The 20,350-nt window shown below is 54.4% G+C and carries 15 protein-coding genes; 4 read left to right on the top strand and 11 right to left on the bottom strand.

Features of this window, described 5'->3' with window-relative positions; all coding sequences use genetic code 11:
• Positions 1-162 precede the first annotated feature (162 nt).
• The 8 genes from SCARR_RS05860 to SCARR_RS05895 form a co-directional block, all read right to left on the bottom strand.
• On the bottom strand, positions 163-624 hold the full coding sequence (locus tag SCARR_RS05860; RefSeq protein ID WP_136060570.1) for an ERCC4 domain-containing protein: 462 nt from the start codon (positions 622-624) through the stop codon (positions 163-165).
• Positions 621-1,208, bottom strand: a complete 588-nt coding sequence (locus tag SCARR_RS05865; RefSeq protein ID WP_168433037.1) for a helix-turn-helix transcriptional regulator — start codon at positions 1,206-1,208, stop codon at positions 621-623. The genes SCARR_RS05860 and SCARR_RS05865 overlap by 4 nt, the downstream gene beginning before the upstream one ends.
• A 411-nt stretch (positions 1,209-1,619) precedes the next feature.
• On the bottom strand, positions 1,620-2,585 hold the full coding sequence (locus SCARR_RS05870) for a hypothetical protein (protein WP_136060572.1): 966 nt from the start codon (positions 2,583-2,585) through the stop codon (positions 1,620-1,622).
• Complete coding sequence (locus SCARR_RS05875; protein WP_136060573.1) at positions 2,578-2,811, bottom strand: hypothetical protein; 234 nt, start codon at positions 2,809-2,811, stop codon at positions 2,578-2,580. Before SCARR_RS05875 ends, SCARR_RS05870 begins: the two co-directional genes overlap by 8 nt.
• A 63-nt stretch (positions 2,812-2,874) precedes the next feature.
• Positions 2,875-3,288, bottom strand: a complete 414-nt coding sequence (locus SCARR_RS05880) for an HNH endonuclease (protein ID WP_136060574.1) — start codon at positions 3,286-3,288, stop codon at positions 2,875-2,877.
• 479 nt (positions 3,289-3,767) lie between these two features.
• Positions 3,768-4,625, bottom strand: coding sequence for a ParB/RepB/Spo0J family partition protein (locus tag SCARR_RS05885; RefSeq protein ID WP_168433038.1), 858 nt, complete (start codon positions 4,623-4,625; stop codon positions 3,768-3,770).
• A gap of 411 nt (positions 4,626-5,036) precedes the next feature.
• Positions 5,037-5,954 carry a ParB/RepB/Spo0J family partition protein gene (locus SCARR_RS05890; protein ID WP_136060576.1) on the bottom strand — a complete coding sequence of 306 codons (918 nt, stop codon included), beginning with the start codon at positions 5,952-5,954 and terminating at the stop codon, positions 5,037-5,039.
• Between the two features lie 203 nt (positions 5,955-6,157).
• A complete protein-coding gene (locus tag SCARR_RS05895) occupies positions 6,158-7,669 on the bottom strand; it encodes a recombinase family protein (protein ID WP_168433039.1) in 1,512 nt (503 codons plus the stop codon).
• A gap of 575 nt (positions 7,670-8,244) precedes the next feature.
• Between SCARR_RS05895 and SCARR_RS05900 the strand changes: the two genes are divergently transcribed.
• From SCARR_RS05900 to SCARR_RS05910, 3 genes are read left to right on the top strand one after another with little or no spacing between them, the layout of a single operon-like run.
• A complete protein-coding gene (locus SCARR_RS05900; RefSeq protein ID WP_136060578.1) occupies positions 8,245-8,703 on the top strand; it encodes a type IV pilus modification PilV family protein in 459 nt (152 codons plus the stop codon).
• Between the two features lie 9 nt (positions 8,704-8,712).
• Positions 8,713-10,830 (top strand): PulJ/GspJ family protein, encoded by a 2,118-nt coding sequence (locus SCARR_RS05905; protein WP_136060579.1) that lies wholly within the window; start codon positions 8,713-8,715, stop codon positions 10,828-10,830.
• 16 nt (positions 10,831-10,846) lie between these two features.
• On the top strand, positions 10,847-12,049 hold the full coding sequence (locus SCARR_RS05910) for a hypothetical protein (RefSeq protein ID WP_136060580.1): 1,203 nt from the start codon (positions 10,847-10,849) through the stop codon (positions 12,047-12,049).
• A gap of 310 nt (positions 12,050-12,359) precedes the next feature.
• On the opposite strand, the gene SCARR_RS05915 is transcribed toward SCARR_RS05910, so the two are convergent.
• From SCARR_RS05915 to SCARR_RS05925, 3 genes are all read right to left on the bottom strand, one after another.
• Positions 12,360-12,830: a prepilin-type N-terminal cleavage/methylation domain-containing protein gene (locus SCARR_RS05915; protein WP_168433040.1), complete on the bottom strand. Its 471-nt coding sequence runs from the start codon at positions 12,828-12,830 to the stop codon at positions 12,360-12,362.
• Between the two features lie 140 nt (positions 12,831-12,970).
• Positions 12,971-16,291, bottom strand: a complete 3,321-nt coding sequence (locus tag SCARR_RS05920; RefSeq protein WP_136060582.1) for a hypothetical protein — start codon at positions 16,289-16,291, stop codon at positions 12,971-12,973.
• Positions 16,288-17,019: a hypothetical protein gene (locus SCARR_RS05925; protein WP_136060583.1), complete on the bottom strand. Its 732-nt coding sequence runs from the start codon at positions 17,017-17,019 to the stop codon at positions 16,288-16,290. Before SCARR_RS05925 ends, SCARR_RS05920 begins: the two co-directional genes overlap by 4 nt.
• Before the next feature lie 228 nt (positions 17,020-17,247).
• On the opposite strand from SCARR_RS05925, the gene SCARR_RS05930 reads away from it, so the two are divergent.
• Positions 17,248-20,139 carry an insulinase family protein gene (locus SCARR_RS05930; protein WP_222846193.1) on the top strand — a complete coding sequence of 964 codons (2,892 nt, stop codon included), beginning with the start codon at positions 17,248-17,250 and terminating at the stop codon, positions 20,137-20,139.
• The last annotated feature ends 211 nt before the right edge of the window (positions 20,140-20,350 follow it).

Genomic DNA, 20,350 nt, shown 5'->3' on the forward strand with positions numbered 1-20,350 from the left:
ACGGAGGGCGGTGCGGGCTGGGTATTGACCACAAAGATGCGAAGAAACAAAGGGCAGTGCGGTTGGAGTTCAGGCAGAATAATTTTGAGGCAGAATGATTGCGGTGCGGGATGATTTGGTTGGCCACGAAAAGGCGCAAGGAAGCACAAAGACATGAGCGAATCATGAGGAGGCCTCCTGAGCTTTAAGGTCTTCGGCGCGGCGCTTGAGGATGCGGTGGACATCGCGGGCCGCCCCGAGTGCGTCACCGGAAAAGATGACGTGTACGTCGTGGATGTATTCGAGAATAGAGAGCTGCCGATAAATGAACTGGGGCGTTACCCTGCCCCGCTTGAAACAAGAAAAATCGTAGTGCTCAATATCTTCTCGATTGGCTTCGACCACGTAGAAGATGCGGGACATGTGGTGCACTGACCGGGCCCGGCGGATCTTTTTCAGCTCCCGGGCAAAGTTGCGTGACATAGCCAGCGACTGGATGAGGTCGGACAGCGATTTGCGTTCGACGGCAAAGGCGTGGTGGTCACCCTCAACGGCATAGTCGAACGTAGTGATGGTGCCACGCACGGCCCGGCACGGCTCGAAGATGAGGGGATTTTGTTCCCGAGTGTCGCAACGGATGATCATTGGGCACCGCCTTCGGCGTTGCGGTTTGGTGTTGATGGTTGGGGGTTATTAGTTGCCGGGTCTGCGACAGCATTCTCTTGGCAAGGCAGGCAGGATGCCTGCGATACGGGGAGTGCCGGCGGTTTCATGAAATCGGGAAGCGGGTCGTGGTCGTAGGCAAATTCGAATTCCAACCAAAGGTTGGCCTTTGCGACCATGTCTCCCCCGTGAGCAAGCTGATACAGCTGCCTGAAGCGGTATTTATCACGCTTGACCTCCCGACGGTTCACGAGTTCGAGAATGTCGGAGCGGCGGAGGCGGAAGGCGTTGTGGTAGATCTCGACCTTGGACAAGCGTTGGTCGCGGATCATGCGCCAGAGCGTAGCGCGGGAGACGCCAAGGAAACGGGCGGCTTCGCCCATGCCCATGAGCAAGGGGCCGATTTCAGAGGACGGAGGTCGGAGGTCGGCTTCCGGCCCAGAGGGGCCTTCGCCCCGGAGGGATGACGGATCGGCTTCGCCTTTAAGGATGGCGAGGGCACGGGTTTTAGCTTCGTCGGCGGCCGTAAAGACGGCTTGGATAATTTCGTCGTTGGTTGCTGTCATGCAGTATCTCCTGTTGATGAAGAACAAGCTGACAGAAAATGAAAAAGCCCGCATCGACACGGGCTATGGACAATACGGGGACAATACGGAGACAGTGCGGGGACAGAGGGTGAACCGCAGCTGAAAGCAACGCGATAAATAATTTGCGAATGCAAATAGTGCGTTAGCACGTTTCATATTGAACAAAGAATCTCCAATTTCGAAGACTGTGCCGCGGGATGCTTTGCAAACGCGGGCTGCGCCGGGATAGGGGATTTTTACAACCGCTGCGCTAGAGGAGAGACAGAGGGAGACAGAGCGGTGCTGGTGCAAACGCGGGCTGCGCAGGGGCGGGCGTGACAGAGCACGCCCCTCCAGCGCCGGGATCAAACTTCGGCGAGCTCAGTCGATCCCTGAGCCCGGCTACATGATCTAGACGAGCATAAAGTAGCGGCCATTAGCCTTATCGACCGCGTCAAAGAGACGGTCGAAATCATCGGGATGGCGCTTAAAGAGGTCTTCACGAATGCGAACACTCCTCCATTCGTGCTTCGGGTGGGCGTCATTGTAGGACTCGCGCATGACCTCCACATCGAACTCCCTGCAACCTGTATGAGCAAGCTGCTGATGGATAAACCGAACCACGGCACGGCGTATGGGGGCTCTGACCAGATTGACCCGATATCCGTCAGGAAACTTAATATACTTAAATGAATGCTCAATGAAAACGCCGGGACGGACATCTTCGACCAAGTGCGTTATTGCACCGGCCACGTCGGCAGGGCTGTGATTCAATGCTTTGAATTTCAGAAGCGGATCCGGGCAGCCCCTTTTAAGGGAAAACGAATGGGGCTCGAACTGTTCTTCGAGAGAAGAATAGCCCATTTTGTACCGAGCCGACCACTGATCCGTTTCAGGGCAGTGCATGGGGGTAATGAAAAAACAGGGGCACTGTTGGTTTTGTAAAACGTTCTGGGCCGTTTTCACGTAGTCGCCGCTTCCGCCTTTCAACAAAAAAGCCGGATAGCCCTCGGCTTTAGAACGCACCGTGCCTATGCGCACACTTTCATCCTTGAGCGTTTCGGGCTCCGGGGTCAGACGGAAAACACTGCCCAGACGTGAAGCCAGACGGGTTGGACTGAATTTCCAAAGCCCAAACGTATTCTGAGCAAAGTCACACGACTCACGGCAACAGCACGAAGAGCATTCCGGCTCGTTTCCGGCACTGCCGTCAAACTGCCGCGTTGGCTGAGCATAGGCCGGACAGAAGGACACGGGGGACTGATCCCCGGTTGGGCGCAAATAGGGACTCAAAAGATCGTAGTCGGAATCAAAAATATGGTGCCATTGATTAAGTGTCGTGCTTTTTCCGAGATCCTTATCGATACATTCAAACATGGATAGCCTCCCCCGGAGGTATCCGCATTTTTGATTTCAGATAAACCGTTACTTCGTTACTATTTCCTGAACGGAAATTATCTGCGCTTCGCTTCGAGCGGGTCTGCGACAGCTTCCATTTTGGAACATACAGCAGGACGAGCACGAGCGAGAAGCATTTGGCAATGAGGTTATGGACAATGGGTGGACAAACACCGGTTTCGGCATGGCATAGTAAAGGTTTCATTAGCAGCTCCATGTTGACACAGTCGTTACTGGATGCCTCTGGAAGCGTACTAGCCATGTTTTTCTACTGGAAATTCTCGGCAAATCGCAACAGATGCTCCTGCAGGTTCTTCTGGCCTGGAAAATAACGCCTATCAGCGGGAAGTTGTATCTGCTGTCCGTCGAATTGGCCGATGGAATAGGTCGATGTAACCGGCTCGGACAAACGTTTTGAAACGAGCACGGTGAAGCTTTCGGGATCGATGGCGACCAGGCCACGGTCAAATGCCCGGTGCAGCGTTGGGCAGAGGGCGAGGCCGTTGGAGATGGTGTCGTCGTGCGACTGGCTGAAGGGCACAATGTGGCAGGCATCAATCAGCGAGGCATTGACGGAGGTTTCGACCCGCAGTCCGGAAATGCAGCAGGGAAAAGGGGTCAGTCCTATGAAATGATGTTTTCCGCATTTTCCCCACCTATGAAACCATTTCAAAAAATTCATTCCACCCTGCTCCAACGGAGGAAAACAGGGGCCAGCAACCTTCAGCCAGCTCAATACGTAGTGAATCCGTAGGCGCGTGGCCTCCGGTCGCCCGGATTTCTTTGCGCCGACTCTTCAGAGTCTTATAATCCAATCCCATACCACCCTGTTCCAATCCCCCCAGACCGTAAATGTAAGGAAAATATCGCAAACAGTGCCGCACAGCAAGCTATAACGCTTATAATACTCATCGGTTTACCAGTGTTTAGTGGTATAATTTACTAGTCCCGTGCGCACGGGGAGAGCGCAAGTGCAAGGTATAAGGGGAAAGTGCGAATTACAGGATGGAAACTCATCCCTGTTTTTTTTGCATGAAGCGCAGGTGCGGCTATTGCGTGACGAGCTCTCGGATCTGCCGGTTTGAAGAGCCATAGCTGACGATGCCAATATCAAGGCCTGAATCTTTGATTTATACGATGGCCGTTACAGTACCCCGTATATCATTTCGAATCCATGACGATGGCCCTCATTTCACCAAGCACTGAGGGATGCCGTTGCTCCATGAATTCACGGATTTCGGGGGTGGTGATGACTTTGCGGACGTAGAGGGAGATTTTGAGCAGGTCGGCGGAATAGGTGCGGTAGAGCTTGGTATAAAAGTCGTGCTGCTTTTCGGCCTGCTCCAACCGTTCTACCAGGACAAGGCGCTGTTCGCGCTCGTTTTTCTTCCGGCCATATCGGGTGCCAGGGGTGTTGAGCCGAAGCTCGGGCGGCGTTTTGAGAACCAGCGCCCGGATGAACGCCGGGGTGTGATCGCCAACCCGATTCATCTCCCGGAGCATTTCGAGCTGTCGCGCCGGCTTAACGCACGACATTTCGCTGGCGGCGGTTTTTCCGATGAGATCGTTCTTGAAGGCCTGGGCCACCTGCGGATGCAACCGTTCGACAAGCTTCGGGGCAAGCCGGTGCCGGATCGTTTTCATGCCGAAGGTCTCGGCGATGGTTTTTTCGTCAACGGATTCCATGGATTTGCGGAGCATTCGCATCTCCTGAAAGCTGGAGAGGTTGTTGACCATGCGGTTGAAGGTGTAGGCTTCCTTGTCTTTGAAGACGACGCACGGGGCGGTTTCGAGCTCCAGCTCCTGAAACGCGAGCCACCGAAGATAGCCGTCGAGGATGATGTATTGCCCGTTTTCGTGGAAGACGCAGAATGGCTCGATGAGCCCGAGCGAGCGGATGCTCGCCAGAATCTTGAGGTAGCCGCGATGTTTGGCGGTGTTGATGTTTGTCCGCTCCCGCAAAGGCTTGAGGGCGGAGAGCGGTACGTCGATGCCTTCCACGTGGTAGGGTTTATTCATTGCTAGTCCTCCAGGGGGGTTAGAAACTGGAAACTTGAAACCTGAAACTGGAAAGGGATTTAGGCAAAATGATTTGGAGGCAGAATGATGGCCCTGCGGACGAAACGGTGCGGCGTGATGCTGCGCAAACGCGGGCTGTGCCGGGGCGGAAGAGATAACCACGAAATATACAGAATACACGAAACGGGGCGGACGGGTTTTGTTGGCCACGAGAAGGCGCACACGCAGTGAGGCTGGCATGAAGTGACGGCAGCGAAGCGGCAACGTACACGAAGATAAAATGTGCGAGCGGTGTGGACTGAATTTTGAACCACTAAAGACACGAAATACACTAAAGATGGTTTGTTCATTGCTCTTCCTCCAAAGGAAAGTTTTCCTCCTCCGCCAATGGCAACGGCGGACAAGTAGGTTTTAAGTGCCTGGTGAAGACGGCACGGGCAGCTCGACGCCGTATTTTCCTTCGAGCGCTGGAGGAGTCGCCAGACCATGGGTCTGCATCAGAATGATTAGCTCCGAATCCTCCATCAGCGAAGAGAGGTTCATCAGCAGTTGAAGCAGGCGGTTTTCCTTCTGTTGGGTTTCGCGCACGAAATCCTCTTTATCCTTCGTGCTTTTGGCGATCTCGCGTTTCAAATCTGCGAGGGAGTAGCCTTCAGACCGTTGGCCTCGGCTTTTGTTGCTTTTGCCATGCCTGAATCGAAGCTGAAGCAAACGGCGCACGCGTGCCACGGACGAGCTGCTGACCACGCCGCCGTCGAAGGCGTCCATCAGCACGTTCTGAATGGTGGTGTTGTCGGACTTCGCCACCTGCATGGCGAACGACATGGGAAAGAGACCCTGTTCCACACCTGTGATCAGACGGCCCTCCCCCTGCTCGACAAGCCGGACATAGTCGCCGACGTAGGAGTCGCTCTTGCCGACGATCCGGCCAATCTCAGAGAAATTGAATCCGCCGTCATGCATCCGCTTCATTTCTTGGGCAAACCACATGGTACCGGGCGGCACGCGCGCAATGTTTTCAACGAGCGAATAGAGCAACGCGGTTTTGCGGTCGCAGTCGATCACCTCGGCGGCGATTTCGTCCCGGCCCAGCTCTTGGTGGGCAAGGAAACGGCCTTCGCCGCAGACCAGCTCGTATTTTCCGTTACGAGAGAAGCCCCGACCGTTGACCACGATCGGCTTGCGCAGTCCGACCTCCTCGATGCTACGGATATTCTCGGCAAACTTTTGCCGGTTCCGGTTGCGGGAGTTGAGCACCACGATGGTGTCGATGGGGATCAACTGATACGTGCGATCCGCCATCAATGTAATCTGCTTCTTCTTTTTCATCTAGAATCCTCCGTGGAAATGTAGAAAAAGGTTCTTTTTAAAATCGATACTGCGCGGGTCGGAAGTACTTTTTATTTTCTCCATTCCCCTCCTCCGGAGTTCCGATTTTACCCCATCTACTGCGGTTTGAGCTCCTCGGAGTAGGTTGCTACACCGTCGGAACGCATACCTTATATCTGCATCAAACTTGGAACCGGAAATCTTCAGCAACTTACAATGCCCTCCAGTCCTATGAGTTTTTCCAATGCCTGGGAAAGGGTGTAGGCGTGCAGGTCGAGCTTTTCCGACGTCGTGGTCGAAACCTTAATTTTGTGCCCACCCGTCATCAGCCGGGGAAAGAAGAGATAGCCCAATACGTCGTATTTCCCGCCATTGGAAAGCGGGACGCCAATGGTGATGTCGATCTCGGGGCTGACATCGGGCATGAATGTCCACTCCTCCTCATAGCCATGGGGATATGGAATGACGGGCTGGATGCGGATGCTCACATAGTTCCGCAATACGATGAAATCGCCGTATTCCTCCGTCTCGCGCACGAGCTGCTTTATGGTCTGGGTGACTTCGGCCCGGCGAGAATCGATGACTTCTGAAAAGAGGTGCTGATAGGCTCCCGTGAAGGTTTTGAAGCGTTTGGCGTAGGTGGCGGCGGAGACCATTTCCTTGTCGGCCGCGACCAGCGAAGTGCGAACGGTGCCGTATTGTTCATAGATATGGCGCAGGCGTTCGAGCATGTCCTCGGCGGAATATTTGATGCGCCGGGCTTCCTCGGCCACCGCGATCACCGCCTGGGCTTTGCTGAACAGTCCGGGATCCACAATGGCCGGAAATGCGTTTTCAGCACGTATCCACTCCTCCTTTGGATTGTGGTGGCTGGCGGATTTGAGGCGCTGGGTGGTTCTGTTGTAGACCATCGTGCCGGCGTACAGCTCATTTTCCAGTACAGAGCGAACCGAGGCATGCGACCACTGGCACCCCCCGGGTGACGGGATGTTCTGTTTGTTCAGGGTCAACGCAATCTGCTTGGGGGAATAACCCCATTCAACGAACTCCTTGAAGATGCGCTGGACTACAGCGACTTCATCCGGCGCGCCATGCGTGAGCGTGACCCTTTGGTTCTGAATGCTCTTGCGCTGGCCTCTTTCCAATATCTGAACGGGATTGCGCTGCTCATCCAACAATAAGCGATGGAATCCATAGGGGGGCATGCCTCCGGCGCGGAAGCCTTGGCTGGCAATCTTCGCGCAGCCTTTAAAAACCTTGGTGCTCAGCTCTCGGCTGTAGCTGGCGGCTCGGTAGCGCTCAATGCTTAGATGAAGACCGTGAAGCAGATCGTTTTGCTCGCCGAAACCGATTGAGGTGAATACCACCTGCTTTCCATGTTTTGCGCACAGCCCGGTATAATAGGCGGAGAGGTCGGTATCTTGATAGCGACCCCATCGGCTGACATCGAGCACCAGAATAAAGTCAAAGGCTTCCTTTCCGCCTTCCACATAGTCGCTGATCATTTCGTTGAAGCCGTCGCGACCTTCGGTTGAAAGACCGGACTTCCCCCGGTCGGCAAACTCGCGGATGATCTCGATTTCGTGCTCGCTGGCAAACTGGCGCACCTGATCCTGCTGGATCTCAACGGAGTTTTCCTGCCGGTCCTGGGCGGAATGGCGATAATACGCCACCGCCCGCCATTTGCTGGCCTTGCTCGTGTTAAACCAATCCATGATGGTCATTCCCTAGAAGGGGTGAAAAAACAATACACCTCTACCTATGGGGAAAAATACAGGCACTTTTGGGGGAGAAATTTAGACGGCATTTCAATAAGGGGGCAACGGGGCCAGAAGCAAAAAACATCATTTCATAGGTCTGACCCCTTGCGGTCTGACCCCTTGCTGACCCCTTGCTCCTTGCTTCAAGCCCCGCTACCAACTTTGAAGGCCGGAACTAACGTTTCGGCCTTTATTTTTGCACCTTTTGCTAGCCTCCCAAAAAACTAAGCATTTCCTGAGTCCGCCACCGATCACCACAGTCCGCGAGAAATAACTCAACGATTTGGGGCAAACACAGTCGCTTACAGAACGCCCCGTATGACACATCGCACTGTTAACCTGTTCAAAAAATTACACAATTTGGGAATATCGCCAAAAACCTCTCATGCGTGAGAACCATATGGCAATGACGGTGGAAAAAATAAGGCCGCTTAGTCAAGCATAGCACTGCCACCACCTATTCACAGGAACAGCCCAGAAGGTGGGCATGTTTCATGCTTTAGTGTGTATTGCTTCAATGGCGATGAAATATGAAAAACAAGAAACACAAAACAAAACATACCCCCCAACCGATCCGAGGCGGAAAAAAACACAAGAGCCGTTCCGGAACAACGCTGGTCGAGGCGCTGATTGCCTTGGCCCTTTTTGCCTTCTTTACAACGGGTGCCTGCAAATTGATCGTTACCCAGCGCATGACCCTTGATCTCGCGCGTGATTATTATACCGCCGCCAATATTGCAAAAAACCGTATGGAACTGGCGCGAACTTTTGATTTCGATCAAATCCAGGGGCTGAACGAAACCGCCCTTTCTGTGGATAAAAACGGATTTCCGGCAGTACGTGGCGCCTTTAGCCGCACCACCACAATCGGCACGATTGGGACCAACCTTTATGAGTTTGCGGTAACCGTCCGGGTCAGGAACCGCAAAACGCTTGAGTTCAGCGGCGATGGCCAAAGCATCAGCACCTATATTGCAAAGCACCTATAACAGGCAGGCATGACAAAGCACAAAAACAAACAGGGCTTTACCCTCATTGAAGCGCTAGGGGCCTTCCTCATGGTGGTCATTGCGCTTGGACTGGGCATGACCGGCTACATATATACGCTCAAAAACACCAACGAGAGCGATATCCAGAGCGAGCTCGACATTAATGTGCAGCAGGCGATGGAGCGGCTGAAGTCGGACCTGCGCCTCTCTTCGCTGGATCAAATCTTTTACTATCCCGCCGGCGCCGGCCCCTACACGGCGATGAGCTTCCCTTTGGCCGAAGACGACGACGACGACGGGCTCTTCGAGCTGGATGCCGACGGCTTCATCATTTGGAACAAGACCGTGGTCTACCACGTTTGGCCGAGCTCACCGCACCAGCTGCGGGTTACCACCTTCAAGAACCGAAACAACGATCTTAGCGACACTTTCCGCCAGTATCAGCTCGACAAAGTGGTTGAAACCGGCGGCGGAACTGCCTTCGGCATTCCAAACAACGACAACGCCTCTTCAGCCGTCCTCTTTGAAAACCTGCTCGAATGGTCGCTTCGCCCGAAACAGGGGATCTACGATGCCTACTCGCCCATCAACGAGAGGGAAAGGGTTAGTCTGGGATTCGCCCTTCTTGATGCAGGCGACCATCAGTTCACATTCAAAGCCGCGGGAAAAAATTCAATGGCCACGGGCTATGACATCGGCATCGACCAGCTGGTTGTTTCGCCGTCCTACAGCGACCGGGAAGCCGAGGCTCAATTGCCGGCGGCTTCGCAGTCGGGCGCCGCAGCCGTCTCCCAGTACATGACTGCCGGCTCCTGGCAAGGCAACCACCAACTCTACTTCCCAGCGGCTTCACCCGGCGCAAGCTTTACGCTTTCGATGAACAACGACCGCTGGGAGGAAACCAACTTCAAAGATGAAAACTGCGTGGAAGAAGACACCACCGTCGAATTTGACGAAACGCTTTCCCCCCGCGATTTCATTGCACAACTCGACGGCATGGACGTAACTTGGTCGGCGGCCGACCAGACCGGGGACCTTGTCGGCACAAACTCGACCGGCAATCTTAAAAACATGGCCGTGCGCATCATGCAAAAAGGCGCCGATATCACCGACAACGGCAACTGGCTCGCCTACAACGGCAAACAGTGCCAACTGACCTTTGCCGCATCCTCCCTTGAAACATTCAGGATTCGCAACATCTGGATTGGCGAAAGCTCATCATCCACCGATGCCGCCATGGACTACATGAACACCATCGATGCCCCCATGAAACCGGTGACGTTCAACAACGGCGCGACGGTGGTGGAAATTCCCATCGGCCAAAAAAGAACGTCCGACTGGATTGATCTGCCAATCGACCGAAACAAAAACTATCTGGTGTCGTTCCGCATCGCCAACAATGTCGCCAAAGACGGCCCCAAACAATGGACTGACTACGAAGCCACCGATCCGGCATTCCCCTCCCCCTTGACCACCATGATCGTTGAAAATGCCAGCTACGATGTTGCGCAGAACCCTTCATGGAGCTCTATAAGCGGCCTGCCCGTCTATGCCACCAACCGGGTGTTCGGCCTCGAATCCATCACCGCCAGCTATCCGGAAACCGGCACGTTTACATCGCAGATCTTCGACACGCATTTGGCCGCACCGTCCTATGGAGAGATGAGCTGGAACGCCGACCTCCCCTATGGAACGGGATTGGAGTTCAAGGTCAGAACGGGAAATTCCCCCGATCTCGTGGATGCTCCGGACTGGAGCGCCATCACCCCGTTTTCCTCGGCGCGCACCCTGACCGTAGACAGCAAACGCTACATTCAATTCCAAGCCCTGATGCAAACCAATACCGGCGATTTAAACACGCCGAAAATCGATGGTACGTTCACGCCGAAACTTCAGGACGTCACCATTGACTGGACGGGCGAACTGCAGCTGGTGAACATTGGCGGCACATTCACCAAGGGGCCTGGATACGGCGTGGTCGAAGTGCTCGTCGATGGGGTGCCCCTCCAATCGGCGCTCACCGTCGATCTCATGATCTATAAAGACATCCGCAGCATCAAAGGCGAAAAAAAACGGATCACATCTTCATTGCTGGCCGATATCCGGCCGCGCAATACAGGAAAATAAGCAGAAGGAGTACGTCATGAAAACTAAAGCCGCACACGCCCACAAGGAAGCGTTCTCGCTGGTTGTGATACTGTTGTTTCTGGCAACCATGTCCACCATGCTGGCCATGTTGGCCGTTTCCTCTTCGCAGCGGGCATTCACTGCCAGACGGTTGACGAGCAACATCAAAGCCAAAGCCATCGCGGAAGCCGGATGCGAATACGCCTATTCTATGCTCGCCGCCGACTGGGATGGACGCTACCAGATGCTCACCGATGACGGCTCCGCACTCGCTTCGGTGCAATCCGCAAAAAGCATCAATGCGGTTGAGGAGACCGCATCCTACCAACTGAAGGTTAAGGCGGTGAACTCCACGGCCATGCTTGTTTCCTCCACCGGAACCTGCGGATCGGTCAGCGCGGTTTCCGTGGTCAGTGTCCAGAATATTGGAGGCAGCAGCGAAGACGGCAGCGTGCTCGACGACGAGGCCTTCAGCTATGCCATCCTCTGCGGCGGCGACTTCGACTTCAGCGGATGCGGCACCATTTCCTCCCCGGGCGACCAATCGCTGTTCCATGCCAATGGCGACATGTTCCTGCGGGGCAACACCGACGCGCTCATCGACCTGTCTTCGTCTCAATCCATTGTCATTAACAATAATGTGACGGTCGGCGGCGATGTCGCGGCTCCTGACTTTGGCAAGACGAAATGGAACAAGGTCTCCGTTTCCGGCGTAAAAACCCAAGGCGAAGTGGCAACGGTTCCCATTCCCGACATCGACCTGACCCCCTACTATAACTGGGCACTGGACCACGGCGAGGTTCATAGTGGATTCACAACGACGACGGACATCACTCCCGATGGAGGGATTCTTTGGGTGGAAGGCGATGTTCATATTTCAGCGCACGCGGTAGTCTCCGGTTCCATCATCGCCACCGGCGACATCAACATGTCGGGACAGATCGACATCAACCCCACCACCTGCGAATTCGGACTGGTTTCGCGCGATGGTGAAATCCAGGTAACCTCAAGCGGGACGATCAACGGGCTTATCTATGCAAAAACCGGCGGACTGCAACATACGGCCAACGGGGAAATCGTAGGGCAGATCATTGTCAACGGAGACATCAAAAAGGCCGGCAACTCCGACATCATGACCGGATACGCCCAAAGCATTCCTGCACCGCCCGGCGGCATCACCTCCACCGACAACATTGTCATCACCGCCTGGCAAAAATAAATCTCCCCAACAAACACCCGGCCCCGATTCCTTTCTCTCAGGAACCGGGGTTTTTTTGTCATGGCCATTTCCGGGGAACGACGCTTGTCCGGAGGCGCAATAGATGGAACACTCTAAAGGGTGGACTACGAACACTCAAAGCTATCGCTCAAGGTTGTTTCAAGAGTTTGTAGTTCAGGCTTCAGCCTGTTTCCTGTCAGGTGATGCGGTTCCGCATGTCGGTTTAGCGGTGTGGCACCGGTTCCAATCCGGTGTTCTATGCAGGAGACGCCCCTGCCACTTGAAAAAGATGATTTGCGGAAGACAAACCTCAGTCATCCAAGAAAATATAGATGTCGTCTTTGTCGTAGCGGTTTTTTCCAACGCCATTGGGGCCGAACGAACCAACCACGATCCGGTTTTTTCCGTCCACCCGGTAGTCGGGATCAAAGAAATAGGGATTCCCCCACGGATCAACCGTAGCACCGTCGTAGTAGGGCCCCTTCCAGTTTTCATAAATTGCATCGGAGGCCATCAAACCGCAAACCCGGCTGGAAATATCCCAGATTTCAATGCTGCCCGGCTTGGTCCGGATCGTTTTGTTGGGCCAGCGCCCGGTGTCCCACGCCAGCTGAAGCGTTGAGGCAGAAAGCATTTCGAGCTCAGTGCTCGCTTCCTTTATACGCGCGTTGGAGATCCCTCGTCGAACCGCATAAGCGCCCAGCGAGGCAAGCAGGCCAATCACGCTTACGGTAATCATAATTTCAACCAAAGTGAATCCGCTTTGTTTCTTCATAAGCATGTCGCACTCCACTGGGCCGGCCGGCACGGCCATTTCAACCCAAAACAAAGAAGCAATTCGCATGCCATAAGAAAGCATCCTTTCCGCCCGCCCCATCGCCTGCCCGATGGAAGAGCGATGAGGCAGGAGGAAGCACGCCGCTACAACGTCGGCGGCGTCATTTCAACATCCACCTTGTAGAATCCCTCTGATTCGACGCTGTGAACCGTATCGGTGTAGCTGCCCGGAGCAATGATACCCGTTTCCAGAGTTTTAAACATGGCGCCCACTTCCGGCGCCCATTTAACCGTGTACGTGCGCTCTGGCATCGACACCCACTCGATGACAAAGCCTTCTGTTGCCTGCCGAGCGTCAAAAACCGCAAAGACCGACGCCGCATTCGTCGGATCAGTTCCGGCGAGGTATTCGTGGACATCGTCCTGCCCGTCGCCATCGGAATCCATGCCGGAACCAGCGAGGTGCGTTCCCCCGAGATAATCCCGCTCCCACTCATCGGGCAGCCCGTCGGCGTCAGAGTCATCTACAGTTGGCTTGCGGACCACCACCCGGTAGAACCCCGAAGACGAAGCCCGATGGAGGGTGTCCGTATAGCTGTTCTGCGGATAGTGGATGCCGGACTCCAGCAACAGGAAGGTCTGCCCTAGCTGGTCGCACCGGAGAATGTCGTAAACGCGCCCTTCGGCGGCATCCCAATTAATGATGATGCCCGGCGCCGCGCCGGCCTCCTGCGGGGCAAATGCTGCCTTGAAACAGGACAAAGGATTGGTCGGGTTCATCCCGCTGACAAATTCATCAAAGTTCGACTGTCCGTCTCCATCGTCATCCGATAGAGCAACCAAATTCGTTGGGTGGCCGGAATACAAATATTCCCATCCGTCTGGAAGACCGTCGAAATCAGCATCCGGCATCGCGCCTAGGCTCAGGTATTCATCGACCTTGCCCTGGGACATGCCGGGAAGCAACCCGCCAAAAGTGGGGTCAGGAAAGGTCCCGTTCATCGGATATGCCGAAGTCTGCCAAAACTCGGGGAGCATAGCGCGCGACAGATACGGAGGTTGGAATATCGCGCCCAAATGAACCAGCTCATCAACAACGGTTTCACCAAAGTTGTTGGTTTCCGTCACCAGAAGCGGCGCATCCAGACTGGCCTCCACCTCTAGCAACCGGTTGAAAAACTCCGTCCGCACTAATTCGTTGGTGGGATCGTATTCGATGAAATGCATCAACGTATCGGCACGCGCCTTCATCCGATCATCGGCCACCTGCATCAGGTCGATGGCTTCATGCAGGTGGATTTTGGCATTGCTCAAATCCAGTTCCGAGCGGACAGACGCCAATAGCTCGGGATGACTTTGAAGCAGGGTCTCCACCGGTGATGCAGAGGGCGCGGAAAGGCTGTCGTCATCAAGCGAGCCATAATACGAATAATAATTCGTCACACCCGCATATTCATCATACCACTCCCCTTCAATAAACCCCTTGAATACGAGATGCAGATCGGCAACGCAGGCATTCGAAATGGCGATGCCAGGCGGAACGGGGATTTCAATTTCCAGCATTCCGTTCGTGTACACCCACGCCATATCCTCTGTATTGGTTCCATTTGCTGAAAATGAAACATTTGTATAACCCCAACCATTTTTAGAAGAATACCCCTGCTTGGCGCTAACGGAAGAATCCAATCCCAGACGAACCTTGGCCTCTATCCTCAGAGAATCAAATTCTTCGGTATTCAGCGTCGCAAGGATATAAACCGACGAGGCACTGCGCGCGCCCTTCACATACTCAATGCTCGAACCAATCTTCCCAATCAACTGCACCGGAACACCATTCCAATCGTTGGTGGAGCCATCGACAGTGACCGAAGCAAGCGGGCCGTCCATGGGCAGCACCAACTTTTCAAAATCCACATTGGCCGACTGCGACCGCGCCATGAGCGCCGCCGCACGGGCCAGACGCAGCATCGACATCGCCGCCGCCACGTCGGCGGCATCCACATAAACCGTCTCATCTACCGGGAAATAATTAGTAGAGATCTCAGCGGTGCCGGTCCAATCGGCAGGGATGAAAGCAAGATCAGCATAAGAGGCGTCGATGGCCGGAAGCGCATTGGAGCAAATCCGATCAACCACGTCGTCTGCCAAAGGAATATTGTTTATATCAAACTCACCAGACAGCTTGAAATCAAAGCTCAAAGCGCCACCAAACTCCCCCAGCCAAGCCCTCAACTCATCATCATTAACCAGATTCATCAACCGGCTGAAGGCGCGATAAATCCGAGCCTCATAATTCGCAGGATCAGCATCAACCGCGACCATAAAGCAACGGTCGATTAAAGAGAAATAAACCGAGTCGACATCATTGGTTAAAGCTTTAGAAATTAATTCCACCCCTTCCTGAACTGTGTCAAGTGGATCGCCGTCGGGCGTCACGGGATCAAGTCCGAGCAAAAACTCCTCAATATTGGAGAATTCATCTCCATCAAAATTATCCTCCCGCTGCACATCATAAATGGAAGCAATGGCATCTTCAAAATTACGGGAAAAAATTCGTTCCTCCCATACGTCAAGCATTCCATCGGCATCGCGGTCATCGAACACGACCAGCTCAATCGGGCGATAGTCTGTCTCCCCAGAAGCATCCGTTACGCCTACCCAAACTTCGTTGCTAAACCCCACAGTCGGAACACCCGAAATCAACCCACTGGAAGTCAACGACAGCCCCGCCACCCTTGCGTCTCGGGCAATAGGCGAGAACACTATATCAGGCACATTGTCCATGCTTCCACTATAGCTAAATGGACTTCTGACATAATATGCCAGAGGCCTATTTCCTTCTCTAATATAGATTCTAACGCCTCGAGCATTGCCGTTGCCATATTTCATTGTGATGGTTCCGTCGTCCGCCAGCGTTACAGAAAATGCCACAGGGTAAGGGTTGCCATACTCATCCGTATAATATTCATACACCCCTTCCCATCGAATCGTTACATATGTCGCTTGAGCATCCACATAGATATCCCCATCCATCGTAATCAGACTATCACCAAGCGCCGTCACTTTGGGGTAGTAATAGCTGTCAACATCGTCATAGGGATCAGGATCGAAACCAATCCTTCCATAGTTGTCTACCTGGCAAGAGGAATAGCTTCCTCCAAAACAGGGAAAGTCAAAGGGGATAGCCAGCGTCCACGAATTATAAGAATACCCCTGCCAGCCGCGAGCCACTCCCGTTTCAGCAAAGCTGTTGGGTTGCGAGGTTTCTATGTAGGGAGCCTCCATATCATAAGTACGCCATTCCCAGCTGTAGGGAGGCGTTCCATTTGTTGCCGACAACGTCGCCGAATACGGTAAGCCCACATCGCCCTCGGGCAGCATCGATGTGGCAATTCCAACCGCCATTGATGAGATAGGCGCAATGGCCCATGCAAACAAGCTGACAACAATCCATGCTTTCTTCATTTGAACATCTCCGTTCGTTTTCTATTCAATCCGGCAACTGCGCCGGCAAATCCGTTTGAAAATCCTGCGACTTGAAAAGAGCCGCGCTCAGTGGAAATGCGCAAGGGCCATTCCAGCGCCAGCGAGGCGCTTTTGCATTCGATCCGTTCCCCCGCATCCGTCAAAAAACTGCAACCGGTCAGATCGAGCTGGCGCTTGCCACCTGCAGTTGCCTTTTTCGCCGTTAAGACATTCCGAAGCGCCCCGCCGCCCGTATCAGGGTCAATGACGCCGACAGACAAGCCATTGATCCGAACCGCCGAGAATCGGGGATATTGAGCCAACAGGGAGCGCAATTCCTTTTCGACCAAACTGCTCACTAATCCGTCGTTTCCACGCGAGCCACCCGACTTTCCATTGGAAGACCGGCTCGTCTGCGGGGGAGCCGCAACTTCCAACCCATCAATCACCAGCACATTAAAGGCACCGAAGGAAAACCCGCCCTTGGTTTGCTTCTGGATTTTGCATGATTCAAAGCGAAGGAGGTCGATTTCCGGATAGGCCCCGTTCCGAACGGCCAGCCCCTCCGCAACGTTATGGGTGTATTCCTTGTGCGCCGCGTCCAAAGACGGCGTATCCGCACGCTTTTCCAGCCACTTCCCAATACGTAGGGCATTCAGTCCTACGGCCAGGAAAAGCAATCCGCCTACCATCAAAACAATGCGCCTGAGTTGTTCCTTCCTAAACATCTAAAACCTCAAAAAAACAAGCTGAAACATCTTATTCATCTGAAAACAAAACAAGCAATGGTTAAAGTCAACGAAACACTACAAGACTCAAGCTCAGCCGCTTGTTCCATCTACAGTGCCCCCTCCCCACTCGGCTTGGCAAATGCGGGTGAGCCGTTTGCTCTGCAATTGAGTGGATATTTGAACGGAGTTCCGATAAAGATGTCTGCCATTTCACGGAGGTTTGGTTTGAATAATTTTGAGTTGGTGCGCACGGAAGAAGTCAAGGAACTGAATACGCAGGCAAAGATCTATCGCCACATCCCGACGGGAGCGGAGATTCTTTCGATGCAGAACGAGGACGAGAACAAGTGTTTCGGCATCTCGTTCCGCACGCCGCCGTCGGATTCGACCGGCGTGGCGCACATTCTGGAGCACACGGTGCTGTGCGGCTCGCGGAAATATCCGGTCAAGGATCCGTTCGTTCAGATGCTCAAAGGTTCGCTGCAGACCTACCTCAACGCCTTCACCTATCCCGACAAAACCTGCTATCCCGTCGCCAGCCAAAATCTGAAGGATTTCTACAACCTGGTGGACGTCTACCTCGACGCCGTCTTCCACCCGCGCATTACGCCGGACTTTTTCATGCAGGAAGGCTGGCACTACGAGCTCGAATCGCCGGAAGCTGAACTCACCATCAAGGGCGTAGTCTACAACGAAATGAAGGGCGTCTATTCGTCGCCCGATTCCCTGCTGATGGAAGCCTCGCAGCAGTCGCTCTTCCCCGACACCACCTACGGGCTCGATTCCGGCGGCAACCCGCGCCATATCCCGGATTTGACCTACAAGCAGTTCAAAGCGTTCCATGAATCCTACTACCATCCGTCCAACGCCCGGATCTTCTTCTACGGCGACGATCCGGAAGCCGAGCGCTTCGCCGTGCTTGAGGAATATCTGAAGGACTTTAAAAAGATTGATCCGAAGTCGGGCATCGACCTGCAAGGCCCGCTGGCCAAGCCCGTGCGCATCGAAAAGCCCTATGCCGTATCGGCCGACGACGAAAACCCGACACCCATGTTCGCCAGCAACTGGATGCTGCCCTCGCCGACGGATGCCGAACAGGTCTTTTCCGTGATGCTGCTCGACCACATCCTGCTGGGCACCCCCGCCTCCCCGTTGCGCAAGGCGCTGATCGAATCCGGGCTGGGCGAAGATATTACGGGAGGCGGCACCGAAACCCACATGATCCAAATGCTGTTCTCTATCGGCCTCAAGGGCATCGATGCGGCGGACATCCCCAAGGCCGAAGCGCTGATTTTACAAACGCTCCAGAATTTGGCCCAAAACGGCATCGAGCGGAAAGATATCGACGGCGCACTCAACACCTTTGAATTCGACCTGCGCGAAAACAACAGCGGGGGCTTCCCACGCGGACTGGCGCTGATGCTGCGGTCGCTCAACGCTTGGAACTACGACGCCGACCCGCTGGAACTGGTCGCCTTCGAAACGCCGCTGGCCACCATCAAGAAAAACGCCGCTCAAGGCGGCTATTTCGAGGCGCTCATCCAAAAGCTGTTCATCGACAACACCCACCGCTCCACCGTCGTGCTGCTTCCCGACCCCGGCGAAGCCGCCCGCGTCGAAATGGAGGAGAAGGGCCGGCTGGCGGCCATCAAAGCCTCGATGAGCGCCGACCAGCTGCTGGAGATCACCGCCAACACCCAGCGTCTGCTCGACTTGCAGGCCACGCCCGATTCGCCCGAAGCGCTCGCCACCGTTCCCCTGCTCCATCGCGAAGACCTCGAAAAAAACATCCGTAAAATTGAGCGTAACGTCAACACGATCAACGGCACGACGGTCTTGACGCACGATCTGTTCACCAACGGAATTCTCTACCTCGACATCGGACTCGACCTCCATGGAATTGAGCAGGACAACCTGCCCTATGCCTCGCTGCTAGCCAGCGTCCTCTTGGAAATGGGGACCCAAAGCGAAGACTATGTTTCGCTCTCCCAGCGCATCGCCAAGAAAACCGGAGGCATCTACGGCGCGCCGTTCCTATCTGCACAGAAAGGCTCAAAAACCGGCGTAACCCGTTTTTTCCTGCGCAGCAAATGCATGATCAGTCAAACCGATGAACTGCTGGCCATCCTGTACGATGTCCTGACCGAACCCGATCTGGGAAACAAGGAGCGCTTCAAGCAGATTGTGCTGGAGCACAAATCCGAGCTCGAAACCGCCATTGTTCCACGAGGCCACTCAGCCGTCATGACCCGCCTCAAGGCGCGCTACAACGAAGCGCACTGGGCGGCGGAGCAGCTGGGCGGCGTGGACGCCCTCTTCTTCATCCGCCAGTTGGCCGAAGACATGGACAAGGACTGGGACGCGGTTTCCCAACGCCTGGAAAAAATCCGCCTGTCGCTGCTCGACCGCAAACACATGGTCATCAACGTAACCGTCAGCGAAGATGCGCTCCCCGGCGTGCTTAACTCATTGGATGGATTTACGGCACACCTTCCAGAGGCAACAGCGTTCTCCGCTAAAACCTGGAATCCCGGCAAGTTCCCGAATCCTGAAGCGTTAACGGCCCCGACGCAGGTCAACTATGTCGGATGCGCAGCCAACCTCTTCAACGCCGGCTACAAAATGCACGGCTCGGCGATGGTGATTTCCCGCTACCTGCAAACGGCATGGCTCTGGGAAAAAATCCGCGTACAAGGCGGCGCCTATGGAGGCATGTGCGGCTTCGACCAACGCTCCGGCGTATTCACCTTCGCCTCGTACCGCGATCCTAATTTGGAAAGCTCGCTGGAGGTCTACAAGGCCACCGGCGACTACCTCAAAAATCTGGTTTTGAGCGAGGATGAGCTGACCCGGGCGTTAATCGGTGCGATCGGCCAGCTTGATTCCTACCAGCTTCCCGACTCAAAGGGCTATTCCAGCACCGCGCGCTTCCTCCTCGATTATACCGATGAAGAACGCCAGCAGCTCCGCGACGAAGTGCTTGCCACCACGCAGGAGCATTTCAACGCATTCGGCAACACCCTGAACAGGGCCTTTAAAAACGGCGCCGTGTCGGTGCTCTGCTCGCCTGAATCCGCCGAGAAAGCCGGACTTCAGACCAAGACTAAGGTGCTTTAATATCAGCATCACACTGAAATTGGTCTTTTGGAGGGACAATGGTCCTCATTGCCCTCCCGAAGCTAGAGCCTTTAAAAGGATACGGACAGCGGGGACGCTTGTCCCTCCGGCAGATCATCGGAAAAATACGCCATAAGCGCCACGCGAAAGCCTTGAAAGCAAAAAAAACGCCCAGAGCAATCTGGACGTTTTTCTCACGATCGTATTGCGA

The sequence above is a fragment of the Pontiella sulfatireligans genome (genome assembly GCF_900890705.1).
Lineage (GTDB): Bacteria > Verrucomicrobiota > Kiritimatiellia > Kiritimatiellales > Pontiellaceae > Pontiella > Pontiella sulfatireligans.

Coding starts and splice junctions, on each gene's coding strand:
- SCARR_RS05860 (WP_136060570.1), bottom strand. CDS start 624: ATGATCATCCGTTGCGACACTCGGGAACAAAATCCCCTCATCTTCGAG.
- SCARR_RS05865 (WP_168433037.1), bottom strand. CDS start 1,208: ATGACAGCAACCAACGACGAAATTATCCAAGCCGTCTTTACGGCCGCC.
- SCARR_RS05870 (WP_136060572.1), bottom strand. CDS start 2,585: ATGTTTGAATGTATCGATAAGGATCTCGGAAAAAGCACGACACTTAAT.
- SCARR_RS05875 (WP_136060573.1), bottom strand. CDS start 2,811: ATGAAACCTTTACTATGCCATGCCGAAACCGGTGTTTGTCCACCCATT.
- SCARR_RS05880 (WP_136060574.1), bottom strand. CDS start 3,288: ATGAATTTTTTGAAATGGTTTCATAGGTGGGGAAAATGCGGAAAACAT.
- SCARR_RS05885 (WP_168433038.1), bottom strand. CDS start 4,625: ATGAATAAACCCTACCACGTGGAAGGCATCGACGTACCGCTCTCCGCC.
- SCARR_RS05890 (WP_136060576.1), bottom strand. CDS start 5,954: ATGAAAAAGAAGAAGCAGATTACATTGATGGCGGATCGCACGTATCAG.
- SCARR_RS05895 (WP_168433039.1), bottom strand. CDS start 7,669: ATGGATTGGTTTAACACGAGCAAGGCCAGCAAATGGCGGGCGGTGGCG.
- SCARR_RS05900 (WP_136060578.1), top strand. CDS start 8,245: ATGAAAAACAAGAAACACAAAACAAAACATACCCCCCAACCGATCCGA.
- SCARR_RS05905 (WP_136060579.1), top strand. CDS start 8,713: ATGACAAAGCACAAAAACAAACAGGGCTTTACCCTCATTGAAGCGCTA.
- SCARR_RS05910 (WP_136060580.1), top strand. CDS start 10,847: ATGAAAACTAAAGCCGCACACGCCCACAAGGAAGCGTTCTCGCTGGTT.
- SCARR_RS05915 (WP_168433040.1), bottom strand. CDS start 12,830: ATGCTTATGAAGAAACAAAGCGGATTCACTTTGGTTGAAATTATGATT.
- SCARR_RS05920 (WP_136060582.1), bottom strand. CDS start 16,291: ATGAAGAAAGCATGGATTGTTGTCAGCTTGTTTGCATGGGCCATTGCG.
- SCARR_RS05925 (WP_136060583.1), bottom strand. CDS start 17,019: ATGTTTAGGAAGGAACAACTCAGGCGCATTGTTTTGATGGTAGGCGGA.